The sequence below is a fragment of the Pontibacter akesuensis genome, from assembly GCF_001611675.1.
In the GTDB taxonomy this organism is placed as follows: Bacteria; Bacteroidota; Bacteroidia; order Cytophagales; family Hymenobacteraceae; genus Pontibacter; species Pontibacter akesuensis.
The window spans coordinates 3,887,710-3,914,399 of record NZ_CP014766.1 but is presented as its reverse complement, the minus strand read 5'-3'; the positions used below and the strand labels follow the sequence as shown (position 1 = coordinate 3,914,399).

Here is a 26,690-nt window from a genome sequence, read left to right as displayed (position 1 = left end):
TGATGCAAAAGCAAGGGTACGGTTAGCCAGCGCACAGCTAGAGGATTCCATGCAGCGGCTCAAAAAAAGGGCGGCCTCTCTATAAGAGAAGCCGCCCTTTTTTTTGACCATACGTGGTACCTATACTTTTGAAAGAACAGGTTGATGCGCCTTAGCCGGCGATGGGGCTTGGCTCGGTTACCTCGTGCTTAAAGTATACTTTAAAGGTAGTGCCTACGCCTTCTTCACTTGCTACATTCACTTTGCCTCCAGCGTTGTTCATTATCCGCTTCACAATGTAAAGACCCATGCCGGTTCCTTCTACGTGAGAGTGAAAGCGCTTGAATAGGGTAAACATCTTCGACAGGTTGTCGCTGCTCATGCCCAGGCCATTGTCCTGCACCGACAATACCAGGTAATGGTCCTGCTGCTCCAGCTTCAGGCGCACCTCGGGGTTCCTGTCCGGCGATTTATACTTCACAGCGTTGTTGATCAGGTTGTAAAGAACGCTATGCATGTTTTTAGTGGAAAACTTAATTTTCGGGCGACATTTGAAGTCGACTACAATCTGTGCCTTCTCAGTATCCAGCCAGTCCTTCATGCTGCCTTTCACGTTCTCCAGTATCTCCAGCAGGTCCACCTGCTCGGCGGCGCCGTCCACGTCGCGCTGCACCTTGGCAATATCGGTGAGGTCCTTAATCACGTTTTTAAAGCGGCTGATAGAGTCCTTCACCATGTCGAACACCGGTTTGGTCGGTTCGCCCGGCAGCGGCCCGGCAGCCTCTATCTGGTCTTCCAACAGCAGTAGCAGCCCCTCAATATTGGCGATCGGCGCCTTCAGGTCGTGCGAGGCCGTGTACACAAATGTGTCCAGGTCGGCGTTTACTTTCAGCAAGTGCGCGTTGGAGCTCTGAAGCTTCTCCTGCGTCTCCTTCAGGTTTGAAAGGTCGATGAAAGAACCCAGAATGCGGTAGGGCACCTTGTACTCGTTATGCATGATGTAGGCCCTGTTCGAGACATAGGCATACGTATCGTCCGCCCGGCGTATCCTGTAGTCTGCAGACCACTGCTCCTTGCCATAATTGATGGCCTGGTTCAGGCCGGCTACCATCGCCTCGCGGTCTTCGGGGTGCACCCGCTCAAACCACCCGTTCACGCCATAGGCAAGTTCCTCTCTGGCAAAGCCCAAAGTCTTCTCCAGGCTATCGCTCCACCACATCGAGTTGCTGACCAGGTCCCAGTCCCACACCACGTCATTGGTGGCCATCGACACCAGCCTGAACCGCTCCTCGCTGGCAGCCAACTCCTGCGTTCGCTCCAAAACCCGTGCTTCCAACTGGCCGTTCAGGCTGATCAGGTTTTCCTCGGCCTTCTTCAGCTCCTCGTACGCCAGCAGTATTTTCTCCTCTGTGTTTTTCTTCTCGGTAATGTTGGCCATGGTCACCGCCACGCCATCGCCCATCTTCACGGCGGCAATCTCATACCAGGCGCGCGTGCCCCTGATCTCCAGCTGCTGCTCAATGTGCAACGGCTGCCCTGACTCCACCACGTGTACAAATTTCTTAAATAAGCCGCTCTTGCGAATAAAAGGCATGTCGGGCAGGATATTCTCCCCCGACAGGTGCACAAAGGATTTACCGATCAGCTCCTCCCCTTTATGGTTAAGCAGACTCCAAATAAAATCGGTGATTTCCTGTTTAGCGTCGCGCAGCACCTTAAAAGCCATAATGCTATTGAGCGAACTGTTTAGCACGCCCTGCACCACGTTGCTTAGCGCCTTCAGGGTTGTAACCTCCACAAAGCTAAGCACCACACCGTCTTTGTTGCCGTCGTGCTTCAGGTACGGGATAACCCGCATCAGGAAGTACTTGCCCTCTGTGGTTTCTACCTCCTGCTCCACCTCTACCGAGGTATGGTTTACTTTCCGGATATCCTCCGTGAGCTGGGTATACTTCAGGTTATGGGACAGGTGATGGATCGGGCGCCCCAAATCGCCTTCCATGATATTTATGAGCTCACGTGCCGAAGGCGTAAACTTGCGTATTTCCAGGTTGTGGTCCAGGAAAACCTGTCCAATGTTGGAGCTTCGGATGTAGTTGTCCAGGTCCTCGTTCAGCTCCTGCAGTTCCTTTATCTTCAGCTGGTGCTCAGTATTTACCGTGTGCAGCTCCTCGTTCAGCGACTGCATCTCTTCGTTTGAACTTTGCAGCTCCTCGTTCGAGGACATCAGTTCCTCGTTGCTCGACTGCAGCTCCTCGTTCGAGGTGCTCAGGTCCTGCACCGTCAAGTGCAGGCTGTCACGCGCCTCCTTCAGCTCCATCTCCAGCGCGGCCAGCTGCTGGTAATAATCCGAGTCGGCCACCGGCGGCAGTTCTGCTGCTTTTGGCGAAGCAACAGCCGGCCCCACCTCCTGCAGCAGCACCAGTATTACCTTAGCCAGGTTCTTCTCGGCCGCAATCAGCTTGATGGATACCTGCACCAGCCGGCTCTTATTGCCCTCTTTGATAGCTACTTGCCGCGCCGGGACGTTCTGGTTATTCTTCAGCGCCTTACGGATGCCCACGCTGATGGACACGGCCAGTTCATCAGGAACCATTTTGAGCAGGTTGAACTGCAGGCGCTTTTTAGGGAACTTCAGGAAGCGGTTGATGTCGCCGATGCCATGCAGCAACTGGTAACTTTCATCCACATACAGGCCCGTCACCCTAAAGTCATCGGCCACGGCATCCATAAAGGACTCACTGTACTGCAGCAACTGGTTATTTTTAATGTTAGGCTGGGTTCCCGCCGAGAAAGCTGGGGTATAGTCAGAGATACCGTAGTTCTGCCGAACGCCCATGCTGTCCTTCACCTTCTGGTAAAGCTTCCATTTGCGGTTTTCTTCCACAAAAAACGACTTCAGATCCCCGATGTGCTCACTTGGCCCCAGCATCAGGTAGCCGCCCATGTTCAGCGCATACGGAAACAGGGAAAGCACCTTGTTCTGCAGGTTCGGGTTCAGGTAAATGAGCATGTTGCGGCATGTTACCAAGTCGATCTTGCTGAACGGCGGGTCTTTCTGCAAATCATGCTGGGCAAATACCACCAGTTTCCGAAGATCCTCATTGATCACATACTTGTTGCCCTTCTGGTAAAAGTACCGCTTCAGAAAATCAGGTGACACTTCTTTAGCAATTGAGGCAGGGTAAATCCCCTTAGAGGCGAAGCTGATGGCACGTGAGTCTATATCCGTCGCGAAAATTTTCACCTTTGCCTCAGCTCCGGTTTTGCGGCAGTGTTCCTGAAACAGCATGGCTAGGGAATAGGCCTCCTCTCCTGTGCTACAGGCTGCCACCCATACTTTTATACTTTCCTCCGGGTCTTTTTTCGCCAAGATAGCAGGGATTACCTCCTTCTCCAGCACCTCAAAAGCTTCGTTGTCACGGAAAAAGCGCGTAACGCCAATCAGGAATTCCTGGGAGAGAATCTTCACTTCCGTCGGGTTTTCCCGAAGGTAGGAAAGGTAGCCGGCCAGGTTCTTAACCTGCACCACCTCCATGCGCTTACTGAGCCTGCGTTCAATGGTAGGGCGCTTGTAGTTTGTAAAATCCGTCTTGGTCTGGGAGCAGATCAGGTCCAGAATTTCATTCAATATAGCCTCATCTCCTTTGTTGCCTGCTTCTGTATTTTCGATGGATGCCTGCAGCACGTTTTGGGTGTAGTCGAGTATCTGCTCCGGCATCTGCTCTGGGGGCAACACAAAGTCCACCGCCCCTGTATCGATGGCGCTGCGAGGCATTCCATCAAACTTGGCAGTCTTTGGGTCCTGCACCACCACCATGCCTCCGGCCGCCTTTATGGCGATGGCTCCTTTTGTGCCATCAGTGCCCGTACCTGACAGCACCACGCCCACTGCCAGACGGCCACGCTCTTTGGCCATGGACTCAAAAAAAAGGTCAATGGCGAAGTTAGGTTCCCTGCTACGCGCCTTATCGGCCAGGCGCAGGCGCCCGTGCTCAATGGTCAGTTGCTTGCCGCTCGGCAACACGTACACGCAGTTGGGCCTGGTCAGCATCTTGTCTTCGGCCTCCTGCACTTGCATGCGCGTGTGCTTGGTCAGGAGCTCGGCCATCAGGCTTTTGTGGTCCGGCGAAAGGTGCTGAATAATGATAAATGAAAAGCTTGAGTTGTTGGGTAGGTGATCAAAAAGCTTATGTATGGCCTCTAACCCGCCCGCAGAAGCACCAATACCTACCAGGTAATGGTCTGTTAACTGTTTTCTTTCCTTCTTTTGGGGTGCATTTTCATTCATATTCTTGGGGCAAGCTGCTGTTCTTTTTCTAGATGGCACTTACAACTGATAACGCAAAATGTGAATCTTCTATTTTGCCTGAAAGGCACATCAAAAAGGAAGTTGCACTGGTGGTTTCTGACATGTCTTTGCGGCTGCGTACTTAATAGTTTTCTCTGATGATTTTCTCGAGCACCGCGCTTCGTAGAACCTCCGCCGCCTCCAGTTCCTCTTCCTTCCACGGCAGGGAAGTATGCTTTACTGTTTCCTGGTAGGTAGCGAAAGAATTACGGGGGTGGTATGTTTTCCCGTCGGCCTCCATTTGTATGGCATTGTTCGGGTCCCCACCCCAACTGATGGTCTGCAGCACCTCTGAGCGAAAGCCCAGTATATACTCCCCCTGCTCCGCGTTAATCGGCAACGCGACAACGCCGCTGGCTACATCCTTGTAGGCAACGCTGCGGCTGTAGTCTTTGCCCAGGTTGGCCGTGGCGAAAAGTGAGGTTCCTTTGTTACGCCTGATCCACGATACCAGTTCTTTCATTTCCTGGTGATGCGGGGTTTCTCCGCTTGTCCAGATGCCGCCTTCATACAATACTGCCGCTCCCGAAAGCGAGAGCAAATCCTGTATATTCGTACTGCCGGAGAGCACGCCATCGGCAAAATTCTGATTGCTGTATAGCTGCTCCAGCAGGCGCGCATGAATGCTTCGCAATTGCACCCGCAACAGGATTGCCTGTTCGTTTTCCTGGCTCGCCAGCTGGGCAGAAAGTATACCCGAAAGCAACTCCAGTGCTGAGCGCATCTCATAGCTGGGATTTTTGGCGGCAATGTTATGGCAGGAGATTAAACCCCACAGCTGGTTGTTAATAATGAGCGGCAGCGACATGGATGCCTGTATGCCCAGGTTCTTCAGGTATTCCAGGTGCACGGTGGCCACACTGCGCAGGTTACAGTCCGAAAGATCCGTGAAGCGCTGAGTAAGCGGGTTTACAATGGGAATAAGTCTGACAGGAGCATAATCGCGGGTGGGAATGAGCCGGTATGGATTTCGGAAGTATAAATCGCGGGATTGCTTGGGCACGTCAGAGGCTGGAAAGCGCAGCCCCATGTAATCGTCCATGCCCGCCTCTTTTGCCTGCGCTATTACAATGCCATTCCACTGTGGATCGAACTGATAAACAAGTACCCGGTCAAAGCCGGTGAGCTTCTTCAGCTCGTTAGCCGCCAGTTGTGCTGTCGCCTCAGAGGATTCCGCCTGCTTAAAAAGCGAAGTAAGGTACTTGATGTGCTGATAAAGTCCGATAAACGGCACCTCATCCACCGCTTTTTCCGCCTCCTCCAACTCTACCAACACATATTCCTCCTTGGGGTGCACTAGTGCCGTAAACGCCACATTCTCCCCATTCACCTGAAAGGTAAGACTAAGTGGAATTTTATCGTGGTTGCTGTTGGCTTTGATTTTTAGCTTTATCTCCTCCACATTCTTTTGTGGCACGAAGGCAGCAAGTTCGTGCTCCAGCAACTCCTCCAGGCCAATGCCCAGGTACTGCTCCACATTTTCACTCGCCTGCCTGATACTTAAAGTTTCACTATCCAACACCAGGAGCACACCATGTGGCTGTATCAGGTTTACCAGGTGTAGGGGGATGCTACCGCAAAATTCCGAATCGTAATTCTTGGGAACGGTAACATTAATCGCTGCTTTATTTTCCATATAAAATCAAAGTGCCAGGAAAGCAGAAAGCCTCTCTGCCTGCTAGTGATGCGGTGAAGCCACATGCCTGACCGCTGTTGTTAAATTGAACCTTGTGTTGCACTCCCCGGCTGTCCTATCGCCCCTGTCTCTTCACCTTATTAAAAAGATCCTGTGTTGCTCCACCAGGTATAAATATCCTAGCCGCTGCCAGGGTGCCCGGACAGCGCATGACATGCAAACACTCTCCTAATTTCGACAACTAAAGCACGTGGTAATTGTCCTTTCAAGACAACAGCAGGCGCTAATTTCAAATTTACACGGAAAAAAGAAGGCATCAAACAGCCAGAACGGCATAACACGTTTTTTTTACTTCCTGCCGCTACGCCACCAACTGTACGCCTGCCGCTATACTTAACACCCGTAAGGAGGATTGGTTTGCGCAACGTACTGCACTTACAATGGCTCCTTCCATCCACCTTGTCCAGGTAAAAAGGCAGCTGCCAATTGTCCGATAGCTGCTGCAGCAGGGTGTATGTTTCCCGCGGCTCCGTAAGCACCTTAAGCAGTGCCTGTTGCACCGGCAGGTGCAATTTATTCCTTCCCCCGCTGTTTGCTGCGGTACATCCATTTCAGAACTCGCGGCTACTTCCGTATCTTTGCGGCTGCATACCCCTAGAAACAATGACAAACCTATCGCTATACGAGCCGTTCGGGAAAATGCAGTTTACCGACACGAATTGCTTTTTGTGTGGAACCGCTATCACAACTGAACACCGTGCCCCTGTTTTCGCTGAATGGCTGCAACGCAAGTATAACCTCAAAGACAAGGAGCTGCTGCTGCTCGATAAAAGTGTGACCAGCTTCGGCCAGTTGACTATTCCCTGCTGCGACCATTGCCACACCCATTACCTGCTGCCCCTGGAGGAGGAAGTAGAAAGCGCTTTTTCCCAGGGAATTGAGGGCGTGCGGCAGTTACCGCAGCAGCGTCTTTTCCAGTGGATCGGCAAAATGTATTACGGCACCCTGGTAACCGAACTGATAAAGGAGGCGAACCCGCTGATTATGCCTGAGTATGCCGTAAGCGAGGACCCCAAAATGCTCGGTAAGTTCAGGATGTTCTTTATGGTGCTGCAGTCGCTGCGGGTACCCATGGTGTTTTCTGATTTTCTGCCTTGCTCCCTGTTCCTGTTGGAAGTGGACCCGACAGAGGACAACCTGCCTTTCGAGTACCAGGACGAGCTGACCACCATGTGCTTTAGCATCAAGCTTGGTCCAGTGGCCGTGGTGTGTACGCTGCTGGACAATGGTATTATTGGCCGCGCCCTGGGCAGGCTTTACGGCGTTACGCAGGGGCAGCAGCTACACCCTGTACAAGTGGCGGAATTTAAGGCAAGAGCCTTTTACGCCGCCTACATCTTTGCGGTGGTACCGGAGTATTTCGTGCGCCCCACAAAGCCAGACGATACGAAACTGGTACTCGATACCCTAATAGACGATGTGACAAACGAGATCTTCAACCCCTGGGAAATGACTGCTTACGCGCACATGCTCGAGGAAATGCTGAAGCCGTGGAGCATTCGGGAAGATAAAATACTCCAGAACCCCGGGCAGCCACTAAGCTTTCTGCTCGACGCCCAGAATAACTTCAAGCCCATCCAGCATTTTGTAAAGCCTGTGTAAGGCCGGGTTAAGTATAACGCGAAAGCGGCACCAACCTGGAAAAGTTGGTGCCGCTTTCGCATTCTTAGACTGTGAATCAATATATAAGGCTACTCAATCACGAAACTTACATCGACGTTAGCAGAGATAACAACTTCACCACCGGCTATCGAAGGTCCCCCTGCACCATCCATAGCTACTTCCTGCAAGGCTACTTTATACATGGGCTGTGGGCCCCGGTACCCTTCGCTCTCACTGATGGCATAGACGCGGCCGATTTTGGCACCGAGTTCTGAGGTGAGGGTGGAAGCTTTTTGTTTGGCGTTGGCCACTGCCTTCTTCCGTGCCTCTGCCTTATACTTCTCCACGTCGGACACCTGGAACTGCACCCCGTGTACATGGTTTGCCCCCACTCCATACAGCCCCGACAGGAGTTCATCAAAGCGGTTGAGCTTCTTAATCACCACCGTCATGTTCTTTTGGGCCACATAAAAATCAGGACTTGTACGGCCAAACTCCCCGCTGTTGTACACGGGGTTTAGGGTAACAAAAGAGGTTTGCATGTCTTTTGCGTCCACCCCCTGCTTTTTGAGGTAGCTGATAATCGCTGCCGCTTTCTTGTCTGTTTCCTTACGGGCAGCATCAAGGGTTTTCTCCCTTGACTCCACGCCCAGGTTTACCACCACTTCGTTGGGCTGCACCCGCACCTCCCCTGTGCCGTTAACGCTTACCAGTGGTGGCAGCACCGCGCTTTGCTGTGCATTTGCTGTAAAAGCCGTTAGCACAAAGGTTACAAGGAGCAAAATTCGATTTCTGTTTTTCATAATTTTAGGTTGGTTTTATCTTAACACAAGTATAGGTAATTTGTATATAGTAGCGTTTGTCAAACCTTGTGCCACAAGTTCATTTTGCATAAAAAAAGCCCTCTCCAATGGGAGAGGGCTTTTTTTATGCTTCTCATACTACTAGGCGGCCTCTTCGTAATCATCTACCTGCGGGCTGTAGCGCGAGGCAAGTATGGCGCCTATTGTAAGCGCTCCTGCCGCCAGGATCAGCTGTGTGGTTGTAAGTTTACGGGAGGCTTTTAGTATGATGTGCCCCATATCCTGCATCAAATCAGGCAATTTATCAGAACGTCCCTGGAATACGTGCATGGCAGATTCCACCGTGCGCGACATATCATGCGGCTGTAACATAGACAAAACACCGCTTCCGCTTCCGCTGCCTTGCTTCTGCTGGTCGCCTTTGCCCTGATTTCCTTTATTCTGATTTTCGTTGTTCTGGTTATTATTATTTTCCATAGTTATATGTGCTAAATAATTAATTGTGATAGTTCTTACTGTTTAGGTCTGCCACCGTACTGCACTACGATTTCCGTCATGCGTTGCTGCAGCGAATCAAGACTTAACATCATACTTGCGGGAAAACCCACACTAAGCTCGTCCAGCACCAGGCTTTCGTTTTCGGGGCTGTAGTTGTACTTGCCCGAAACGCCTTTTTCACTGAAGCCACCGCTGTTCTCCCGTAGGTCCAGCCCAAAAGACTTTAACTTGCTCTTCATCTGGTCGAAGGCCTCCGGTTTTATACCTTCGTATTGCAGCGTTTTTGCCATGTAGTAGTGTTAATTTATACTTGTAAAACGATTGGTTTAATTTAACGCAAGAAGCACGTATTGGTTAGGATTAAGTCGAGATGCCGGATTGACACTTTTTTTAGATTTGATAATCAACCACATGCCTGTACCCTTGCAAAGTTTAAAGCAGGGCACTTGCACAAGTAAAATGTGCCCTCTATATTTGCACCACAATCAGACAGAACGGCCCGTTCGTCTAGGGGTTAGGACGCTAGATTTTCATTCTAGTAACAGGGGTTCGATTCCCCTACGGGCTACTACAGTAAAAAAGCCGCTCCACTTTAAATGGAGCGGCTTTTTTGGTTCGCTAACCTATCCCTTTCGCTCAAGGATAGCTTTACTATCCACCAGAAGTGCATATGGCTTGCGGGTGGGATTCCCAACTAAAGGGTAGCATGTTTCACCGCAGTATTTTAAAGTGACTTAGTCAGCAGACAGCGGCACCACTTGCCAGTCCTTCACCTGATAGGCATCTACATGCTACCTGCTTACGCTTTCATGTTCAAAATCGTACGGAATATAGCTTTCCCACTGCCAAGGAGTGTAGGTGTCGCCTATGGTTCTTTCCAGTAGTTCCTTTAATATGCTGTCGCCGTTATCGCTGTTCGTCATGATCAGGACACCAGTGTCGGTCTCTGGAAAAATAATAGAATAGTGTTGGTAGCCTTCTGATCCTCCCTCTTTGAAAGCACCCTTACCATAGGGTGTGTCAAATACGCCCCATCCTAGTCCGTAGCCCAAACCTATGTCCTCATTTTCATTAGTCTCAACCAATGCGTTAGGGCCGAACTGTTGCTTGCTTCTAATGGTAACATGTTGTTTAAACAGCTCCTTATACGAGTCCTGCAGCAGCAGTTGTTGGTTCAGCACAGCTGCTAAAAATTTGGAGTAGTCTGCCAGCGTGGTGCCCATACTGCCTGCTGCCCCGGCATCATCTACCTCGTCTTTTGGAATTGCGTTCTGTTTGCTGTCATGCCCATAGACATACTGGCTTTCCTGCCCTGGCTGCCATACATAGATATAGCTGGTCCTGCTCATGCCTAGTGGAACGAATATGCGTTCCTGCGCGAGCTCCTCTAGCCCCTTTCCCGTTACCTGCTCTATCACGAATTGAAGTAGAGCAAACCCTTCTCCAGAATAGCTATAACGGACACCTGGATCAAACTCAAAGTATAACTTGCCATCCTTCTTATACCCAGAGCTGGTTAAGAAGCGCCAATTCGGAAAGCCAGTGGTATGGGTCAGGCACATGCGTGCCGTGATTTTTTCATAGCGTCTATCGCCTTTCAGGTCGATATACCCATTCCAGCTTTTAGTATTCTTTTTTGTGTACCCGTACTCCGAGAGAGGCTTTTCCAGGTAGCTTTGTAGCGGGGTGTCGAGGTCAATCACTCCTTCCTCCACCAGTTGCATCACCAGCACCGAGAAAACAGCTTTGCTAAGGGAGGCGCCGTAAAAAATTGTATTTGCGCTTAAGGGAGTTTTAGTGGCTGCGTTACCATAGCCAAAAGCCTTCTGGTAAACGACCCTGTTTTTGTTGAAGATAGTGATGGCCACCCCGGTGACTTTGGCGGTGTCCATCAGATGGATAATGGTTTTGTCTAGCTCGCTTGCGGTTATTTTGCTGCCGTTTATTCTGTGGATATACCTGCTTTGACCAAGCGAAATATTGTTGAGAAGAAGTGCTAGGGCAAGTATAAGTGTGGTGGGTTTTAACATGCTGTATTTTGCTTTGAATGTTCAACAATGTGAAAGTTCCAAAGCTATACTTTACAGGTATACGCTCTACCGACACCTACCCGACGCGTAGGTGACACCTAGGCCTGAAGTATGTTTTAGAGGCGCTTTTTAGTGTTTTGTCTGCTTCCTTTCTTTAAAGGGCAGGTGCTGTTGCTTACCGAAGGATTTAGAGAAACCTGATGGACAAAGGGTAGTTATAGCCTTGGTTTTTAATGATTTTTTTGGCGTTCCAGAAGCTAAGAGTAAGTGCGTAGGCGGCTGTAAGTATGAGAAGCAGCAGGCCAATCGGGAAGAGCAGCACCAGCAGCACGATGCCCAGCATGGAAGCCAATGTTACCGTAAGCTGAAAGTTAACCACAGCTCTACCATGCTCATCAAATAGCGGATGCTCGTCCCGCTTGTAAGCCCAAAGTATAAACGGCAGTATCAGGTTGGCAAAAGGTAAGATCACACCAACTAAAGGCAACAGGTGAAACAGTGAGAGCCATTTTCTTAGGGCGGTTTCACTGGGGGCTGTTTCATCAGCAGACCCAGCATACGACAGTTCCTCCACCTTAACTTCCAAACACTGGGCTAACAGCGAAAGCGTTTGTAGGTGAGGCTCAACTTTGGCATTCTCAATACGCTGGATAGTTCTTACGGTCACACCAGAATACTCAGAAAGCTGCTCCTGAGTAAGGCCCTTTTTCTTTCTGCACCGGAGAAGGTTTTGGGCAATGGTGCTTTTCATGGCTGCTTAGGCTGCTGTTGTCTCCCAATAGTAGCCAAAAAGCATGCATTTTGCAAGTATTAGGGTTTGGGAAGAGCGAATAGCGGAAACGCGTGTACATGCTGTGTTGGCCACCAGGCGCAAAGGTGGTTGAGCCTGGTGTCAGGCAGATTATACTCTCCACCACATCTTTCTCACACGCTTCCGTTCTTGATAATGACCTTAAGGTAGTACAGGTGTCGATTACAGCTTGTTAGTCCGTTCAGGAAGCCTCTTCCTCTAAATGACCGTTTTATGGGAAAAGGTAGTGTATAACTTCATGTCAATTCCTGGCAAAGCATTGTCGTAGTTACAAACATCTAAATTAGATACGATAAAAATCGTATCTAATATTTGCTTCGTTACGATTTTAATCGTACACTTGCTACGAGTCTAATCGTAGCCCTAATGAGTACTGATAAAAACATGAACCAGCAGCCGACCAGTTCTGAGTTGGCTATCCTTCAAATTCTGTGGCAAAGAGGGCCTTCCACTGTCCGGAAGGTCCATGATTTGTTGGCGCAGGAAAAGGATATCCGCTATACCACCACTTTAAAAACAATGCAGGTAATGCATGCACGTGGGTTTGTGCAGCGAGAGATAGAGGGCCAGAATCATATTTACGAAGCAGCCGTCGCGCAGGAAGCTACCCAGACGGCATTACTGGACACTTTCCTGCAGCGGGCATTTGGTGGGTCCGCTCTGCGCCTGGTCATGAAGGCCCTCGGCAACTATGAAGCCAGCCCCGAAGAGCTGGAACAGCTGAAAAAGGTGATCGCCCAAAAGGAAAATAAAAACCAAAAAGACCATGATTGATGCTTTCTTCTCCTTGCAACTGGTAGAGGCCATTGGCTGGTCTCTGCTGCACAGCCTCTGGCAAGGCACCTTTCTGGCCGTTGTATTAGGTATCCTGCTGGTATTCCTGCGCAGGTTCAGCTCCCAGACCAGGTACCTCATTGTAGCCCTTTTTATGGCCTTGTTTGCCGCAACTATTCCCCTGAACATCATCCGCGAGTATGAGCCTGTAGCACCACAGGTACAGGTTGCTGCTTTGGATAAAACGTATGCCGCACCCAACATAGCGGCTCCATCATCTGTGAGGAATGAAATACAGGTTTCAGAGAAGAACATAGTAAAGGACATACGGAACAGGTTTGTCCTCTATTTCGAGCGGCACTTGCCCTTGCTGGTGACGATTTGGCTGATGGGCATCGTTGTCCTGCTCCTGCGCTACCTGGGCCAGCTGGTTTACGTGCAGCGACTAAAAAGCCATGGCGTTGCGCCCTTTCCAGCCAAATGGAAAGACATGATTACCAAACTGGAAAAGCAATTAAAGATTTCTGAAAAAGTAAAGTACCTGGAGTCATGGCGCATCTCCTCCCCCATGACCATCGGCTGGCTGAAGCCTGTGGTGCTTTTCCCCATCGGTCTGGCCACCAGGCTGGGCCAGGCGGAGGTGGAAGCCATCCTGCTCCACGAGCTCGCCCACATCAAGCGCAACGATTACTTCTTCAATGTCATACAGTCGCTGACCACCATTCTGCTTTTCTACCACCCGGCTACTTATTGGATGTCCAGGCTGCTGGATGAGGAGCGGGAAAATTGCTGCGACGATTTAGTAGTCGGGTTAACCGGCCAGCAGGAAAGCTATGCAAGCACTTTAATTCATCTTCAGGAACAAAAATTCAAAACTATGAAAACAGTCCTTTCTTTTACCGGAACCCCCTCTTCTTTTAGCGGGCGCATTTTACGATTAGTAAACAAATCGTTCCCAACGGCCAACCGCTTTCGCGAAGGCTTTGTAACGGCCCTGGTACTCATGGGCGGGCTAAGTTTCCTGGCAGCTGCCGGCGTCAATTCGTCTCCTGCGCCTCATTCCATTTCAGCCATTGTGCTGGCAAGTCAGGGCAATGATGAAAAAGAAAAAGTAGATCTGTTCATCAAGGCCATTGATGACGAAGATGAGCAACTGTTTTCTTACCTGCTCAGGCAGGGGGTAAATATCAATGGAACAAGCAGTGAAGGATGGACGCCGCTTGGCTTTGCAGCAGCAGAAGGCCGGCTTATCTATGTAAACCGGTTGCTGGATAAAGGAGCAAAAGTGGAGCTGGCAACAAGTGAACGACGTACTCCCCTACTGGCTGCTGCGGCAGAAGGCCACCTGGAAGTAGTAAAAGTACTCCTGGAAAGAGGAGCGTTTGTGAATGCAAAAGCAGATGATAACACAGCACTTTCTTTAGCAGCCAGGGAAGGACATGCAAACGTCGTTCGCTTCCTGATGCCTCTAAGCCCAAAGCTTACCAGTGAGGAGAAGGTGGAATTCCTCATCACGGCAATAGATGAAGACAAGGAAGAAATGTTCGAGTATTTTATAAGCCAGGGCGCAGACATCAATGGTATCAGCAAGGGAGGTTGGACGCCCTTAGGCTTTGCCGCGGAAGAGGGCCGCTCGAAATTCATAAAACTCCTTATAGACCGTGGCGCGAAAATCAATTACCCATCGAATGGTGCCCGGATGCCTTTGCTGGCTGCCGCTGGCGAAGGACAACTGAATGCCGTGAAGACCCTGCTGGAAGCCGGAGCAGAGGTTGAAGCAGCTTCAGAACAGGGCGCCACAGCTTTATCGGCTGCTGCACGGGAAGGGCATACGCAGGTGGTGGATTTCTTACTGACCAAAGGGGCCAAGCCCAACAAGGCGAACAGGGAAGGATGGACCGCTCTTCATTTTGCTGCTGGCGAGGGACACACAACCGTCATGAATCAGTTGCTAAAGGCAGGCTCAAACATAGAGTCACCAGTCACGGCAGAGTGGTATAACTGGAACAATGAATTGGGCACCAGAGTGACAATGGGCAACTGGACCCCGCTGATGCTGGCCGTGGAAGAAGAATATGTGGAGGCTGCCAAAGTACTTCTCGATGCCGGCGCAAATGCAAATGTGCGGGTTGCCAAAACAGTGTATGCTGTAAAAGGGGATTACAAAGATATGAAAACCGCACCCGGGAAACTGCTCTATGAAGCCACCGGTTGGACACCCTTGATGGAAGCCGTAGAAAAAAAGAACCTGCCGCTCGTCAAGCTGCTCATCTCAAAAGGGTCCGAAATAAACGCTGAAACCAAAGAAGGAAAGTCTGCCAGAAGTATCGCCAGTGAAGCAGAAAGCCAGGAGATGATACAACTGCTCAGATGAAAATAGTTATAGGCCACTTTGTTGGTTTTATTTCTCTCCATCAGCTTTCATCTCTCAAGAACAGAATCAATAAACTGCAAATAGGATAGCTCCAACAGTAATCATGACCAATAAAGTTTGGCAATTAATCGGAATCTCTATAGTAGTGCAGCTTTGTATGGGCAGCTGCACCCGGCAAACTAAAGTAGCTGAACGTAGTCCTCAACCAGCATATGAGCTTGCAATCGTAAACATCAACCTGTTTGACAGCAAGAATAAGAATGTGCTGGAAAATAAAACAATCCTGATCAATGCGGATACAATTGCTGCGATTGTAGATAACTCAAAGGATGTTAGAGCCTTGAACACTATTGAAGGTAAAGGACGATTAGTTGTCCCTGGTTTTATAGATACGCATACACACCTATATCATACTTTTGGAGATGCCGAACATGCTCCTGATTCGCTTGATGATTCTCACCGCCAAAGATTGAGTGAAGCTTATCTTAAATACGGTACAACTACCATCGTAGAAATGGGCCAAACAGAAAAATGGATAAGCGCCTCCATTGAGTGGCAAAAAAATCCTTTGCCCGATTTCCCCAATCTATATATTTCGGGAGGAGCGTTGATTTCTGCTTTGGATAGACCATTGGCGTTTACTCATGCAGAAATAGCCAGCCCGGAAGCCGCCCGCAAAAAAGTCAAGGAATATGCGAAGATGGGGATAAAACATATAAAACTGTATTCATTCCTGGATGAGCCCGAATTCAGTGCCGCTGTTGAAGAAGCGAAGAATCAAAAATTAACGATAAGCGGGCATGTTGACAGAGGTGGAGTATCTATGTTTGATGCAATGGAGTCAGGAGTCAGCAATTTTGAACACATGCTCTCCTTGCCTTCAAATGTCATAGATTTCGATAATCATTGGAATTTGCTTAATGATAAATACGATTTAGTAGATATTGAGACCATTGATGAATGGGTAGCCGTCATGATATTATCCTTCGAATATATCGAGGAAAACCCAGGGTATAAATCAAGAATGAATGAGTTGCTGGACGAAATGGCTAAGAACAATGCAACGCTAAGCACTACCATTCATCAAATGGGGGCAGTAGCTGAAGAAACATACTTTTTCACCTCATTCGGGAAGGATAGTCAACAGAATCTCAGTTTGCCAAACTATTCAGAAAAACATAAACTGAAGCTAAAAAAAGCCTTCGGTGTTTTGATGAGAACGTTGAAGCAAGCTTTTGATAAAGGAATTAAAATAAGGATTGGAACGGATAGTAGAAGAGGAGGGGAAGCGCTCCTTTCCGAACTGTTGTTGCTTTCTGAAGCTGGTATTCCAGTTGAAGACATTTTACAGATTGCGACATGGAACGGTGCAGAAGCAATGAAAATAGAGAGCAAATACGGATCAATAGAAACAGGTAAAAAAGCGGATTTACTCATTTTTGAACAAAGCCCATTTGATAACTACAAAAATTTCCTCTCTGAAAAGACTGTAATAAAAGGCGGAAAAGTATTTAAAGCTAACTAAAGGCGCGACACCCTTCTGAGAGAGGCTGCTATTTAACCGACATGGTGAATGTAAAAGCAGACTATAACAATTAATACTCATGTTGGTAAGGAGCCATAGTTTTTTGTGGATGATAACATTTATTATGATGAACAAGCACACAATGCTGCTGATGGAAAGAGATTTACCCCTCCTCTCCCACCTCAATATACATACTTACGGCCATCAAATCCCTGTGGAAAAGGTTCGATAATTCATTCCTACGGTCTACACGAAAGGCCCTCAGCAGCAGCTGAGGGCCTTTTTTCTTTAGCTTCGGACACTATTCGGACGCTAAAGCTGCGCATGATTATCGTACGCTCCCCATAAGTTGGCTGACTTGACCCTCAACTGGAGCTTACGCATCTTTATTCTTCCTTTCATCTTCTAGCACGACCTGCTCCTACTTTCTTTACCTCTTCCCTCCTTCTGATGCCTGGAGATAGGTGTTAGAAGATAAGCTGCTCTACTGTATCACCAACTCATCTCAAAATCAAAATATTGATTTGTGAGACGGCAATTCGGGACGCACTAAACATAAATTTTGTATACCGCTTACAAGTATCGCTAAAACGGCCGTTTCATGATACAAGGAAAAGCGGTGGCGGTGGTTTCGACCCTGTTATAATTTGGCTGGCTCTTCAGGCGGCAGCAAGCATGCTACAGCCGCTTATAGTCTGAGACAGCTCCTGCTGGGACAAGAGCAACCTTGAGCAACGCAGGGCACCGATAAGGAAAGTTTTTAAAGCTTTTGTTTTCCGCTTCAAAGTTCCAGCGTTTCCGGAGACAGTATGCAAAGAGCATTTATTCAGAGAGAGTCCCATCAATGAAAAACCGAATAGCAAGCAAGGCATAAATTGGCAGACTCCTTGTGAGGAAAAATATGGCGGTATCTCAAATCATTATGCAAAGGTGAGGATATGGCAGAAGCGATCCAAAACTCGGATGTTCTTCATTTCTTTTGGGAAATTTATTAACTTGGTCCTTGATGGCACACACTTTTTCGGCGTCCCCGGGTGGGGAAGCGTTCCCCTTCCAGAAGGTATTTGAGGCCTTGCCTGAACTGTACCTGATCCTGTCCACTAAGCTGTTCATACTGGCAGTGAGTGACGCTTACCTGGAGGCAACTCTGACGACAAGAGGCAATATCGTGGGGAAGCATGTATTCCAGGCTTTCCCCGATAACCCTGATGTGCCGGACGCCAATGCCGTAGCCAACCTAAACTCCTCTCTGCAGCAGGTGCTCTCCACCGGCCGGCCGCATGAAATGCCCGTGCAGCACTATGACGTGCCCCGTCCCAATGAACTGGGAGGCGGGTTTGAGACACGCTACTGGCTGCCCCTGAACACGCCGGTGCTCGACCAGGAAGGCCATGTGCTCTACATCGTCCACCGGGTAACCAACGTCACCCAGCAGGTAACGGAACGTCAGAAAGGGGACCAGAACGAGGTGCTGCTGCAGGGGCTCGCGCACACCTCCCCTGTGGCGCTGTGGATGACGTCCACAGTCGGCGCCGTCACCTATGTCAACCAAACGTGGATTGACTGGACGGGCAGAAAGTTTGAGGATCACCTGGGGCAGGGCTGGGCTCTTTTTGTTCTGGAGGAGGACAGGGAGCGGGTTTTGAGCGAGCTCCACCAGAGTGCGCGAAACCGCGCCAACTACCAGGCGGATTTCCGGATACTCCATGCTGACGGAACCGTCCACTGGTGCTCGGCAGAGGGCGTGCCCCGTTACAGCGGTAACGGCACCTTCGTTGGGTACGTAGGGTCTTGCAGCGATATCACCCGGCGCAAGCAGTTCGAGGAGCAGTTGCAGCATGTGACAGCAGAGCTGGCCGCCGCCAACCGTAGTCTGCTCTTGGCTAACCAGCAGCTCGCCCACTCCAACGCGGACCTGGATAATTTCATCTATACGGCATCCCACGACTTAAAGGCTCCCATCGCCAACATTGAAGGGCTCCTTCACCTGCTTGTCGACGATCTGGGCAACGGCAACCTTAACTTGAGCAGCACCCAACAGATTCTGTCCCTGATGCAGGGTGCAGTAAACCGCTTTAGGAAAACAATCACCCACCTGACGGATGTAAGCAAGCTGCAGAATGAGCATACCGGTGAAATCTCCCAAGTGGATATCGCCAAAGTAGTGCATGAGGTGCTTCTGGATATGGAGCAGCCGATTCGAACCTCGGGAGCTAAAGTAGAGACAGACCTGGACGGCTGTGGGACCATAGCCTTCTCCAGCAAGAACCTGCGGAGCATCGTCTACAACCTGATTTCTAACGCCGTCAAGTACCGCCATCCGGAACGGCCTCCCATGGTCCGGGTAAGCTGCCGCGAAGAGGGTGCTCACACCGTGTTTGCTGGGCAGGATAACGGTCTTGGGATAAGTGCCGAGCAACAGGGGCAGCTGTTTGGCATGTTCAGGCGCCTCCATGATCATGTGGAGGGATCCGGCATCGGCCTTTTCATGGTTAAGCGAATAGTGGAGAACGCCGGGGGCAGTATTGCTGTGCAGAGCGTCTTGGGCAAGGGAACAACCTTTACCGTTTACCTGAGGCGGCAGGAGGCTTGAAGCGATTCCTGTGAAGGCAGCTTGCGGTATGAAAAGTCTTTAATAAGCCCTTTCCCAATTCGTCTCATTATTCCCTCTATTTCCGGGACAAAGGCAAGCAGGAACAAGCAGAGGCAATGGACCACATTCGGGAGCAATCTAAAGCAATGACTATGTCCTTAATAACTCTCTGCTGAACATAAAAGAGATGTGTAACCAGTAAGGCTACTCTTCAACAGGAGCCTTACTGATTTGTGGCCGATAACATCAGAGATGATTAGTTAGGCACTTAATTCTACTGTTGAACAGGATTTTACCGCTCCTCTCCCACTTCCAAATACATACCCAGGGTGCCCAAATCACTGTGGATAAGGCACGATATTTCACCCCTTCGGTCTACTACAGCAAAAAAGCCACTCCATATCAAATGGAGCGGCTTTTTTGGTTCAATAAATTTCCCCTTCTGTTGGTTTCCTTGCCTACCTATACAGGCTAAGTAGTCGCAAGCATCTTACAAGGTTTGGTAACTGAACATCTACTTTAAATAGAGCTTTCCAGAGTCTCTATTTGTCCCATACTTTAGTGCTTTCGTCACTTTATTTTGTGTTACAGCCCCAGTGAATTTACCTTCAATTCTCACTTTTAACGGGCAATGCGAAAGCCATTTCCTTAACATAAACCATTCTAACAGCCACTCATATGCTCAAGAGTTTTGTCAAAATCGCCTGCCGGATTTTATATAAAAACAAACTATTCACGATACTGAACGTGGTAGGTATGGCCCTGGGGATGTACCTGAGTTTGCTGTTTATAGCCCTGTTAGCTTTCCTGTTCAGGTTCGATAACTTCCATCCGCATAACGAACGCATCTATAGGGTAACCACACAGGTAAATGACAAAAAAGACAATCCCCGGTATGCCTCAGCCCCTATGGCACTTGCGCAACAGTTAGAGAATAGCTTTACGGGGATAGAGAAAGTAGCTCGTATTCATCGATCACTTAACGGAGAAGCAATCTATCGAGAAAAGAAGATTGAACTGGCAGGTTATTTTGCTGATCCTGGATTCTTTGAGATCTTCAACTTTCCATTAGTACAAGGTAGCAAGACAACAGCGCTTTCCAGACCAAATACGATCGTTTTAACGGAGACGGAAGCTGAAAAGCTATTCGGTAGCAAAGACGCTATGGGAGAAATGATCAAAATGGATGGATATGGTAATTTTTTGGTTACCGGTATCTTAAAAGACCTCCCCGATAATTCCCATATGCAGTTTGAAGCTGTTGCTTCTTTTGCCACCTTATTGTCTAATAAAGGCACCGCTTTTTTGCAGGATGAAAAAGACTGGAGCTCTTTTAGTGGCTCCTATGTATATATGCGTATTTCTGAAGACGCTAAGGTACCTACCATACAACACAACCTGGATGAAGTAGCAAAAAGGCAGTATACCAACCAGGAAATAAAAGCTTCTTTTCATCTCCAGCAATTAAACGATATTGTACCAGGCCCTCAACTGTACGATTCATTGGGGCTTACATGGGATAAGCTCCTGCTTTTTGTAACCGGCCTTATCACCTTGATCGTGCTGGTTCCTGCCTGTTCAAACTTTATCAACTTATCCATTGCACAATCGCTGGAGCGTATGAAAGAAGTAGGCGTGAGAAAGGTGTTGGGGGGACAAGTGCATCACATCTTTTCCCAATTCATTATAGAATCAACTATAGTGGTGCTGGTGGCGCTGCTTATAGCGTATGTGATATTTGAAGTTATTCCTACTGACTATATTTATCAGATGGTAGAAATTCCTCCAATTGATCTATCACCTAGTAGGGTTACTTTTACCGGCTTCATAGTTTTTGCATTGCTTGTAGGTGTTGTTACGGGTATCATACCAGCGCTATACTTCATAAACATACCGCCTATAGATGCCATGAAAGGGAAAGAAGTGAAAGCCAGTGGTCGTTCGTACTTCCGAAATGCTGTTCTGATCACTCAATTCATGTTTTCTATTGGCTTTACAATGGCTGTTGTTATCATGCTACGACAGCAGCATTATTCTGTAAACTATGACTTCGGATTTGAATCAGAAAATGTACTAGATGTAGAATTACAAAATGTCAATCAGCAGATATTTAAACACGAATATGGCAATCTGCTCTCTGTACAGAGCGTCTCTATGTCATCACATATTTTGGGAGTAGGCTCAGCTCCAGAACATAAGATCAACATCTCATTTCAGGCAGATTCACTGGAGGCCTCTTCTATGGCAGTGGACGAAGCTTTTATTCAAAATATGAAATTAGAGTTGCTGGCAGGTAGTAGTTTCAGCGACGATAAGTTAAAGAATGCGCACCTTATAGTTGTAAATGAAGAGTTTGCCAAAAAACTGAGCACGAAAGACCCACTTGCCGCAATAGGCAAATCATTTGCTTTAACTGATGGAAGAGAAGTGCAGGTTGCTGGCATCTTGAAGAACTTTCACTATGCTGGCCTCAAAGAAGCTATCAAGCCCTTTTACTTTGAATATGACCCAACCAAATTCAGCTATGCCAATTTAAAATTAGAAACAAATGATGTTGCAGGTAGCTTAAAAACGATGGAAACGCTTTGGAAAAACATCGGCGGAGACGGAGATTTTACCGCGCAGCTTTTCTCTGAAGAAATCAAGCAAGCCTACAGTTTCTATAATTTGCTTATCAGGTTGTGGGGCTTCTTAGGATTATTGGCCATTACAGTAACCTGCCTTGGTTTATTAGGTATGGTGTCCTTTTCAACCAGAAAGCGCTACAAAGAGATAAGCATAAGAAAGATTATGGGAGCATCTACAGAAAGCCTGGTACTTCTTCTTTCAAAAAATTTCATGATTATGATGGCAATAGCTAGTATCATTACTGTTCCGGCCATGTATTATCTTTTTTCACACCTATTAGCAGATATGCAGCATTATAGCATACAGGTTAGTTTTATAGATGTAAGCATCAGTTTAGGAATTGTACTTGTACTAGGGCTCACGACCATACTGTCACAGACATGGAAAGCTGCCAATACCAACCCAATTGACAATTTAAAATCTGAGTAGGCAACAGAGTAGCGATAACATGCTTCACTTCTATTGAAGACACATTAAAAATCTATGGATTATCGGCACACAAAATGCCAAAATATTAACTGCTTTTAAGATGAAAAAGGTCTAAATGACCGTGTAGATAACAGGATCTATCTGTCCTTTCATTACCATTCTATGTGAAGATAAGTTACCAGAATAGCCAAGCCCCTTTGGAAAAGGTTCGATAATTCACCCCTTCGGCCTACTTGAAAAGGCCTTCAACAGCAGCTGAAGGCCTTTTCTATGTACTTCGGACACTATTCGGACACGCCCCATAAGTAGGCAGAGTTGACCCTCAACAGGCACCATGCATCTTACTTTCTAGCGCTACCTGCTCCTACCCTCTTGGCCTCCCCTCTCTAATCAATGCCTGTAGCTATGCTCTAGAAGTAAAGCTGCTATACTATATCACCAACTCGTCTCATTAATCAAAACGTCGGTTTGATTAATGAGACGGCAGTTCGGTACTCACCAAGCACAAATTTTAAATACCCCTCACAAATATCGTTAAAACGGCCTTTTCTTGGGACACCTAAAAGCGGCGGCGGTCTGGTACCTGTTTGATTCTGGGTTGCTCTTCGGGTGCCGGGAATATGCAACTGACCAGCAACGCAGGGCAACCTAGAGCAACCGACAGTAATTGCACCGAATACTGAGGCAAATGCCTGCTGGAAGGTACATCTGCTCATGCTCCCTTTGCATTGAGTTACCCAAACAAGCTGCATTTAAGCCCTTAGCCGTGTATACCCGCTTATAAACGCTTATATACGGCTATGGGAATTGCACTGCCTGGCCGTGCTTTTACCCTTGCAACAACCTTTTATAGATCAGTTTCTACTCCAAAAGAGAAAGGTGGCGCATGTGTTGGTGCTTAGAAAGACCCTTTAACCAATAGCACACTCCCTATTCCCGAGCTTTTGGGTCACCCTTGCCTTAACTGAAGTCTAGAAAGCAGGGAGTGTCGCGAAAATGCTTATATTGAAGAAGAATGATCTGAGAACGGAAACAAATAACACAGCCGCTAAAAGGACAAATGCTGCCACAAGAATGGAACAAACCACCTTCGTACATAGTGCAGATAAGCGTATGTTGTCGTTTAGCAGGTAGTTAGGTGGTATAAGAAATTATGAAAAAAAAGGTCTACTTCTTGCTCGCTTTCTTACTTGCACATATATCTGTAAGTTATGCTCAAGGACCTGATAATTATAGAACAGGTTTGACTACTGGATATTCATATGCCAACAGTCACTTCTTACAGTTAGGAATTATCTATGGTAAAAACTATGGCAATGTTCACATTCCAGCATTGGGATATGGGATAGGTGCAGATGTAGGGCTTGTTGAAGAAAAGTTGGCTGTGGGTGCCAAAGGATTCATTGAGTACAACCCATTTATTTTAACAGTTACAAGGCTTGGAGTAATCCATTATACCAGCCAAGGACAAAATGATTTTAGGATTCTGCCAGAAGCAGGCATTTCTATTTTTGGGCTTATACATTTTACCTATGGATATAGTATTCCACTATCAAGAAGAGAAATAGTTGACATCGGGAAAAATAGGCTTTCATTGTCAGTAAATATATTTAGAGAAGATTAAATCACCTAACAAAGCACATGAGCAAAGCTTCGGCTGACGCCTTGCTCACCTCATGTACGAGTACGTTAGCGGGAATGCAAAAGAAGAAAAATGGAAGAATATCTACTCAATTTGATTGAAAGAATGGGCAATGACAGTGACCATAATATGGAAGCTGGCTATGACAGTAGTAAAACCATTTCTTGGCAAGCATTTAGAGAAGCTGAAAAACAGGAAAATGAAAGTTACATTCCTCAATTGATAGATTTTATTGAGAAAGAGAAGAATAAGAAGAAAAGAGATAGAGTCTATTTCATCTTAGGACACATTGCAAAAAATACAGGAGATATAACCGCTATTAACTTTTTGATACAGCGGATTGAAAAGGAAACGGATAAATATGTAATTTCTGCACTACTTGACAGAGTTGCAGATTTGAAGAAGCCAAAAGGCACGGATTTGCGGCCTATCATCAAAGCAATGAAAAGCGAGAAGTGGTTAATCAGACACAGTGCTATTTCCGCTTTAAAACAATCATCAGATGAAGAAGCAGAGAATGCCTTGATTGAAGTTCTTAATAATTCAACTGACCCAGATGATTTAACTTATGCCAACGCAGCACTTAATAAAGTTGGTACTCTTAGAGCTATACCCTACATCCAAAATCTCTTGAGTAGTAGAAAAAGAGATGTTAAGTTATCAGCGAAACTTGCAATAGAAGAAATCGAAAAACGATACACGTTTACTAAAAGCACAGACCGCTAACCACGTGTATACCTCATGCTTCGGCTGAAAGCCTCGCAAGTCGTCTACACAAGTCCGTTGGCCATCATTTAAATTATTAATAAGAATGGGATTTTTTGACAAACTGTTTGGGAAACCGCAAACCCAGCAAGAAGAGAAATCAAAAAATAATGAGCCAGAACATGCTGTCATTGTCAGATTCGATTATGGTATTGAAAAGCTTGAACCACTTCACGCTCTAGAAGATAAGCTTGAAGAAGTAATAGGAGAAGAGGGAGTAGGAGAATATGACGGTCATGAAATCGCAGTGGACTACAGCGATGGATTTCTCTATATGTATGGTCCAAACGCTGAAATTCTCTTCAAAACAGTAAAACCAGTTCTAACTGAAGCTGATTTTATGAAAGGTGCAAAAGCAACGTTAAGGTTTGGGCCGCCAGAAGACGGAGTAAAAGAAGTTGAAGTAGAAATATAAAAAAATCGTTGGCCAACAAGGCATATAAGCCATACTTCGGCAACGCCTCGCTCGCAGCCTGTACTAATCCGTTAGCATCAATTTGTAAGTATGAAAAGACTGTTATTGCTATTGGTGCTAATCTCATGTAATCCTAAGCAACCAGTAATCAAGGAACAAGCCATAGCAGAAAATACTTTGGGAAAGATAAGAGAAGATATAGCTAGAATAATAGAATATCAGAAGGCAATGGGCTACCACATGCCCAACATAGTTCAACCACCTGCTACTGAATCTAAGATAACAGAAACGGAAGAAAAGCTTGGAATGAAATTTAATCCAGAGCTAAGGGAGCTATACCTTACAATCAACGGAATTCATTTAGACGGCGAGACACCATCAGGGAAAACAGGTATTATCCCAATTCATGACTTAATGGATTTGGATTGGTCTGTGAATTACTACCGAGACATGAACTGGAAAGAGTATAAGGAAATGTATCAGATTAATTACCAACTGGGAGAAAAGCTTTTTCCGTTCTTCAACGATGGAGCTGGGAACTGTTATTGGGTAGACTTAAATGAAGGCACAGAGAACTACGGTAGAATATACTGGACAAATACTTTTGGTGAAGAGCCAGGTTACCTCTTCAATTCACTAAATGACTTCTTTGACGCAATCTTAATAGGATATGAATCTAAGGTTTTCTCACTGGATGATGAAGGCTACTTGGATTGTGACTATAAAAAGTGGGGGCAGATTTGCCATGAAATTGCCCCTTCAGTTGAATACTGGAAAATGTATGTAAATTGAAGAAAAACTTATGCTAACCAAGCACATGCTTTAGTTTCGGCTACGCCTCACCATAGCATGTACAAGTCCGTTGTGGTGCATTTTATAACATAAAATTTTCAGTAGCCAATTCATTAATCCCTTCAAGTAAAACCTAATTTGGCCTTATGAAAAGAATTAAATATTTTTTTATCATAGTTTTTTTGCCAATTATACTCTTTTCCTGTGGCAGCAAAAAAAGTATGAGTGAAAGCTTAAAAGCCAAATTGGATAATCTGGAATTAGCCTCAACCAATGATTTATTAAAACTTGGAACAATTAAGTGGAACGCTGATACAACACCAGTTTATGATTTAGAAGGAAATAGACTTACTCAAGCTTCTCTTACTAACGCTATAAAGAGTAATCGTTTCAAACAAGAATTTTACTTTGATGCTAAGAGAGCACTTAAAGCTGTTGTGATGATACCACTAGATGAAAAGGAACTTGGTTGGAACATCAAAAAGAAAGAAGGAGAAATTCTGATAGGCCAGAAGAGTCCTCAATTTCATGTTACAGACATTAATGGGAAATCCTATACAAGGGACAGCCTTGCAGGTAAAGTTGTAGTTATAAATACATGGTTTGCCGAGTGTAAGCCATGTATCGAAGAGATTCCTGATTTAAACCGTCTTGTCCAAGACTTTAAAGGTGAAGACGTAGTGTTTCTTGGATTTGCAAGAAATGACCAAAAGGATATTCTTAAGTTTTTAGGCAAAAGAGAATTTAATTACCAACACATCGCTGCTGACTCAGAGCTCTTTTCAAGTTTTTACATCAATGTTTATCCTACAAACATTCTAGTAGACAGAAATTCACGCATAACTTTTTACGAAACCTCCCTAAACCCGGACATATATATAATAATGAAGAATCAGATTGAGCGAGCTTTGGCAGAGGGGTAACATATAGAAATTTGAAATGGGAAGCAAACGCATCAGCTTAAGGGAACAAAACCACAACCC

Annotated in this window: 18 protein-coding genes and 1 tRNA gene; 12 read left to right on the top strand and 7 right to left on the bottom strand. The window is 46.9% G+C overall.

The annotated features are described in order from the left end of the window. Positions 1-151: 151 nt before the first annotated feature. Both A0W33_RS16530 and A0W33_RS16525 read right to left on the bottom strand, forming a co-directional pair. Positions 152-4,270, bottom strand: a complete 4,119-nt coding sequence (locus A0W33_RS16530; RefSeq protein ID WP_068839199.1) for a chemotaxis protein CheB — start codon at positions 4,268-4,270, stop codon at positions 152-154. 142 nt (positions 4,271-4,412) lie between these two features. Continuing rightward, positions 4,413-5,966, bottom strand: coding sequence for a GAF domain-containing protein (locus A0W33_RS16525; protein WP_068839198.1), 1,554 nt, complete (start codon positions 5,964-5,966; stop codon positions 4,413-4,415). 663 nt (positions 5,967-6,629) lie between these two features. Between A0W33_RS16525 and A0W33_RS16520 the strand changes: the two genes are divergently transcribed. Then, complete coding sequence (locus A0W33_RS16520) at positions 6,630-7,628, top strand: hypothetical protein (protein WP_068839197.1); 999 nt, start codon at positions 6,630-6,632, stop codon at positions 7,626-7,628. Positions 7,629-7,717: 89 nt separating this feature from the next. Here the strand turns inward: A0W33_RS16520 and A0W33_RS16515 are convergent, their stop codons facing one another. The 3 genes from A0W33_RS16515 to A0W33_RS16505 all read right to left on the bottom strand — a co-directional run bounded on the left by A0W33_RS16515 (position 7,718) and on the right by A0W33_RS16505 (position 9,219). Then, positions 7,718-8,431 (bottom strand): SIMPL domain-containing protein, encoded by a 714-nt coding sequence (locus tag A0W33_RS16515; RefSeq protein WP_068839196.1) that lies wholly within the window; start codon positions 8,429-8,431, stop codon positions 7,718-7,720. A 141-nt stretch (positions 8,432-8,572) separates the two neighbouring features. Beyond that, positions 8,573-8,908: a hypothetical protein gene (locus tag A0W33_RS16510; protein WP_068839195.1), complete on the bottom strand. Its 336-nt coding sequence runs from the start codon at positions 8,906-8,908 to the stop codon at positions 8,573-8,575. A gap of 35 nt (positions 8,909-8,943) precedes the next feature. Continuing rightward, positions 8,944-9,219 (bottom strand): hypothetical protein, encoded by a 276-nt coding sequence (locus A0W33_RS16505; protein WP_068839194.1) that lies wholly within the window; start codon positions 9,217-9,219, stop codon positions 8,944-8,946. A gap of 206 nt (positions 9,220-9,425) precedes the next feature. Between A0W33_RS16505 and A0W33_RS16500 the strand changes: the two genes are divergently transcribed. Beyond that, a tRNA-Glu gene (locus A0W33_RS16500) sits at positions 9,426-9,497 on the top strand. Positions 9,498-9,720: 223 nt separating this feature from the next. On the opposite strand, the gene A0W33_RS16495 is transcribed toward A0W33_RS16500, so the two are convergent. Both A0W33_RS16495 and A0W33_RS16490 read right to left on the bottom strand, forming a co-directional pair. Further along, positions 9,721-10,959, bottom strand: a complete 1,239-nt coding sequence (locus tag A0W33_RS16495; RefSeq protein WP_068839193.1) for a serine hydrolase domain-containing protein — start codon at positions 10,957-10,959, stop codon at positions 9,721-9,723. A gap of 187 nt (positions 10,960-11,146) precedes the next feature. Continuing rightward, positions 11,147-11,710: a helix-turn-helix domain-containing protein gene (locus tag A0W33_RS16490; RefSeq protein ID WP_068839192.1), complete on the bottom strand. Its 564-nt coding sequence runs from the start codon at positions 11,708-11,710 to the stop codon at positions 11,147-11,149. Between the two features lie 426 nt (positions 11,711-12,136). On the opposite strand from A0W33_RS16490, the gene A0W33_RS16485 reads away from it, so the two are divergent. From A0W33_RS16485 to A0W33_RS16440, 10 genes are all read left to right on the top strand, one after another. Continuing rightward, the gene (locus A0W33_RS16485; RefSeq protein ID WP_068839191.1) at positions 12,137-12,544 is read left to right on the top strand and encodes a BlaI/MecI/CopY family transcriptional regulator; all 408 of its coding nucleotides are present in this window, start codon (positions 12,137-12,139) and stop codon (positions 12,542-12,544) included. Then, on the top strand, positions 12,537-14,918 hold the full coding sequence (locus A0W33_RS16480) for an ankyrin repeat domain-containing protein (RefSeq protein WP_068839190.1): 2,382 nt from the start codon (positions 12,537-12,539) through the stop codon (positions 14,916-14,918). The genes A0W33_RS16485 and A0W33_RS16480 overlap by 8 nt, the downstream gene beginning before the upstream one ends. Positions 14,919-15,021: 103 nt before the next feature. After that, positions 15,022-16,443, top strand: coding sequence for an amidohydrolase family protein (locus A0W33_RS16475; protein ID WP_068839189.1), 1,422 nt, complete (start codon positions 15,022-15,024; stop codon positions 16,441-16,443). A 1,006-nt stretch (positions 16,444-17,449) separates the two neighbouring features. Beyond that, positions 17,450-19,036: a sensor histidine kinase gene (locus A0W33_RS16470; RefSeq protein WP_068839188.1), complete on the top strand. Its 1,587-nt coding sequence runs from the start codon at positions 17,450-17,452 to the stop codon at positions 19,034-19,036. Between the two features lie 678 nt (positions 19,037-19,714). Beyond that, positions 19,715-22,093, top strand: coding sequence for an ABC transporter permease (locus tag A0W33_RS16465; protein ID WP_068839187.1), 2,379 nt, complete (start codon positions 19,715-19,717; stop codon positions 22,091-22,093). A 1,153-nt stretch (positions 22,094-23,246) separates the two neighbouring features. Then, positions 23,247-23,717, top strand: coding sequence for a hypothetical protein (locus A0W33_RS16460; protein WP_068839186.1), 471 nt, complete (start codon positions 23,247-23,249; stop codon positions 23,715-23,717). A gap of 90 nt (positions 23,718-23,807) precedes the next feature. Further along, positions 23,808-24,461, top strand: a complete 654-nt coding sequence (locus A0W33_RS16455) for a HEAT repeat domain-containing protein (RefSeq protein WP_068839185.1) — start codon at positions 23,808-23,810, stop codon at positions 24,459-24,461. 85 nt (positions 24,462-24,546) lie between these two features. Beyond that, positions 24,547-24,915 carry a hypothetical protein gene (locus A0W33_RS16450; protein WP_082815281.1) on the top strand — a complete coding sequence of 123 codons (369 nt, stop codon included), beginning with the start codon at positions 24,547-24,549 and terminating at the stop codon, positions 24,913-24,915. 90 nt (positions 24,916-25,005) lie between these two features. After that, positions 25,006-25,707: an SMI1/KNR4 family protein gene (locus A0W33_RS16445; protein ID WP_068839184.1), complete on the top strand. Its 702-nt coding sequence runs from the start codon at positions 25,006-25,008 to the stop codon at positions 25,705-25,707. Positions 25,708-25,853: 146 nt separating this feature from the next. Next, positions 25,854-26,630 (top strand): TlpA family protein disulfide reductase, encoded by a 777-nt coding sequence (locus A0W33_RS16440; RefSeq protein ID WP_068839183.1) that lies wholly within the window; start codon positions 25,854-25,856, stop codon positions 26,628-26,630. The last annotated feature ends 60 nt before the right edge of the window (positions 26,631-26,690 follow it).

Bases quoted from the DNA above. Each gene is read 5' to 3' on its own strand.
- A0W33_RS16515 (WP_068839196.1), bottom strand. From the start codon at position 8,431: ATGAAAAACAGAAATCGAATTTTGCTCCTTGTAACCTTTGTGCTAACG.
- A0W33_RS16450 (WP_082815281.1), top strand. From the start codon at position 24,547: ATGGGATTTTTTGACAAACTGTTTGGGAAACCGCAAACCCAGCAAGAA.
- A0W33_RS16440 (WP_068839183.1), top strand. From the start codon at position 25,854: ATGAAAAGAATTAAATATTTTTTTATCATAGTTTTTTTGCCAATTATA.
- A0W33_RS16485 (WP_068839191.1), top strand. From the start codon at position 12,137: ATGAGTACTGATAAAAACATGAACCAGCAGCCGACCAGTTCTGAGTTG.
- A0W33_RS16530 (WP_068839199.1), bottom strand. From the start codon at position 4,270: ATGAATGAAAATGCACCCCAAAAGAAGGAAAGAAAACAGTTAACAGAC.
- A0W33_RS16480 (WP_068839190.1), top strand. From the start codon at position 12,537: ATGATTGATGCTTTCTTCTCCTTGCAACTGGTAGAGGCCATTGGCTGG.
- A0W33_RS16520 (WP_068839197.1), top strand. From the start codon at position 6,630: ATGACAAACCTATCGCTATACGAGCCGTTCGGGAAAATGCAGTTTACC.
- A0W33_RS16525 (WP_068839198.1), bottom strand. From the start codon at position 5,966: ATGGAAAATAAAGCAGCGATTAATGTTACCGTTCCCAAGAATTACGAT.
- A0W33_RS16470 (WP_068839188.1), top strand. From the start codon at position 17,450: ATGGCACACACTTTTTCGGCGTCCCCGGGTGGGGAAGCGTTCCCCTTC.
- A0W33_RS16455 (WP_068839185.1), top strand. From the start codon at position 23,808: ATGGAAGAATATCTACTCAATTTGATTGAAAGAATGGGCAATGACAGT.
- A0W33_RS16460 (WP_068839186.1), top strand. From the start codon at position 23,247: ATGAAAAAAAAGGTCTACTTCTTGCTCGCTTTCTTACTTGCACATATA.
- A0W33_RS16505 (WP_068839194.1), bottom strand. From the start codon at position 9,219: ATGGCAAAAACGCTGCAATACGAAGGTATAAAACCGGAGGCCTTCGAC.
- A0W33_RS16495 (WP_068839193.1), bottom strand. From the start codon at position 10,959: ATGTTAAAACCCACCACACTTATACTTGCCCTAGCACTTCTTCTCAAC.
- A0W33_RS16445 (WP_068839184.1), top strand. From the start codon at position 25,006: ATGAAAAGACTGTTATTGCTATTGGTGCTAATCTCATGTAATCCTAAG.
- A0W33_RS16465 (WP_068839187.1), top strand. From the start codon at position 19,715: ATGCTCAAGAGTTTTGTCAAAATCGCCTGCCGGATTTTATATAAAAAC.
- A0W33_RS16490 (WP_068839192.1), bottom strand. From the start codon at position 11,710: ATGAAAAGCACCATTGCCCAAAACCTTCTCCGGTGCAGAAAGAAAAAG.
- A0W33_RS16475 (WP_068839189.1), top strand. From the start codon at position 15,022: ATGACCAATAAAGTTTGGCAATTAATCGGAATCTCTATAGTAGTGCAG.
- A0W33_RS16510 (WP_068839195.1), bottom strand. From the start codon at position 8,908: ATGGAAAATAATAATAACCAGAACAACGAAAATCAGAATAAAGGAAAT.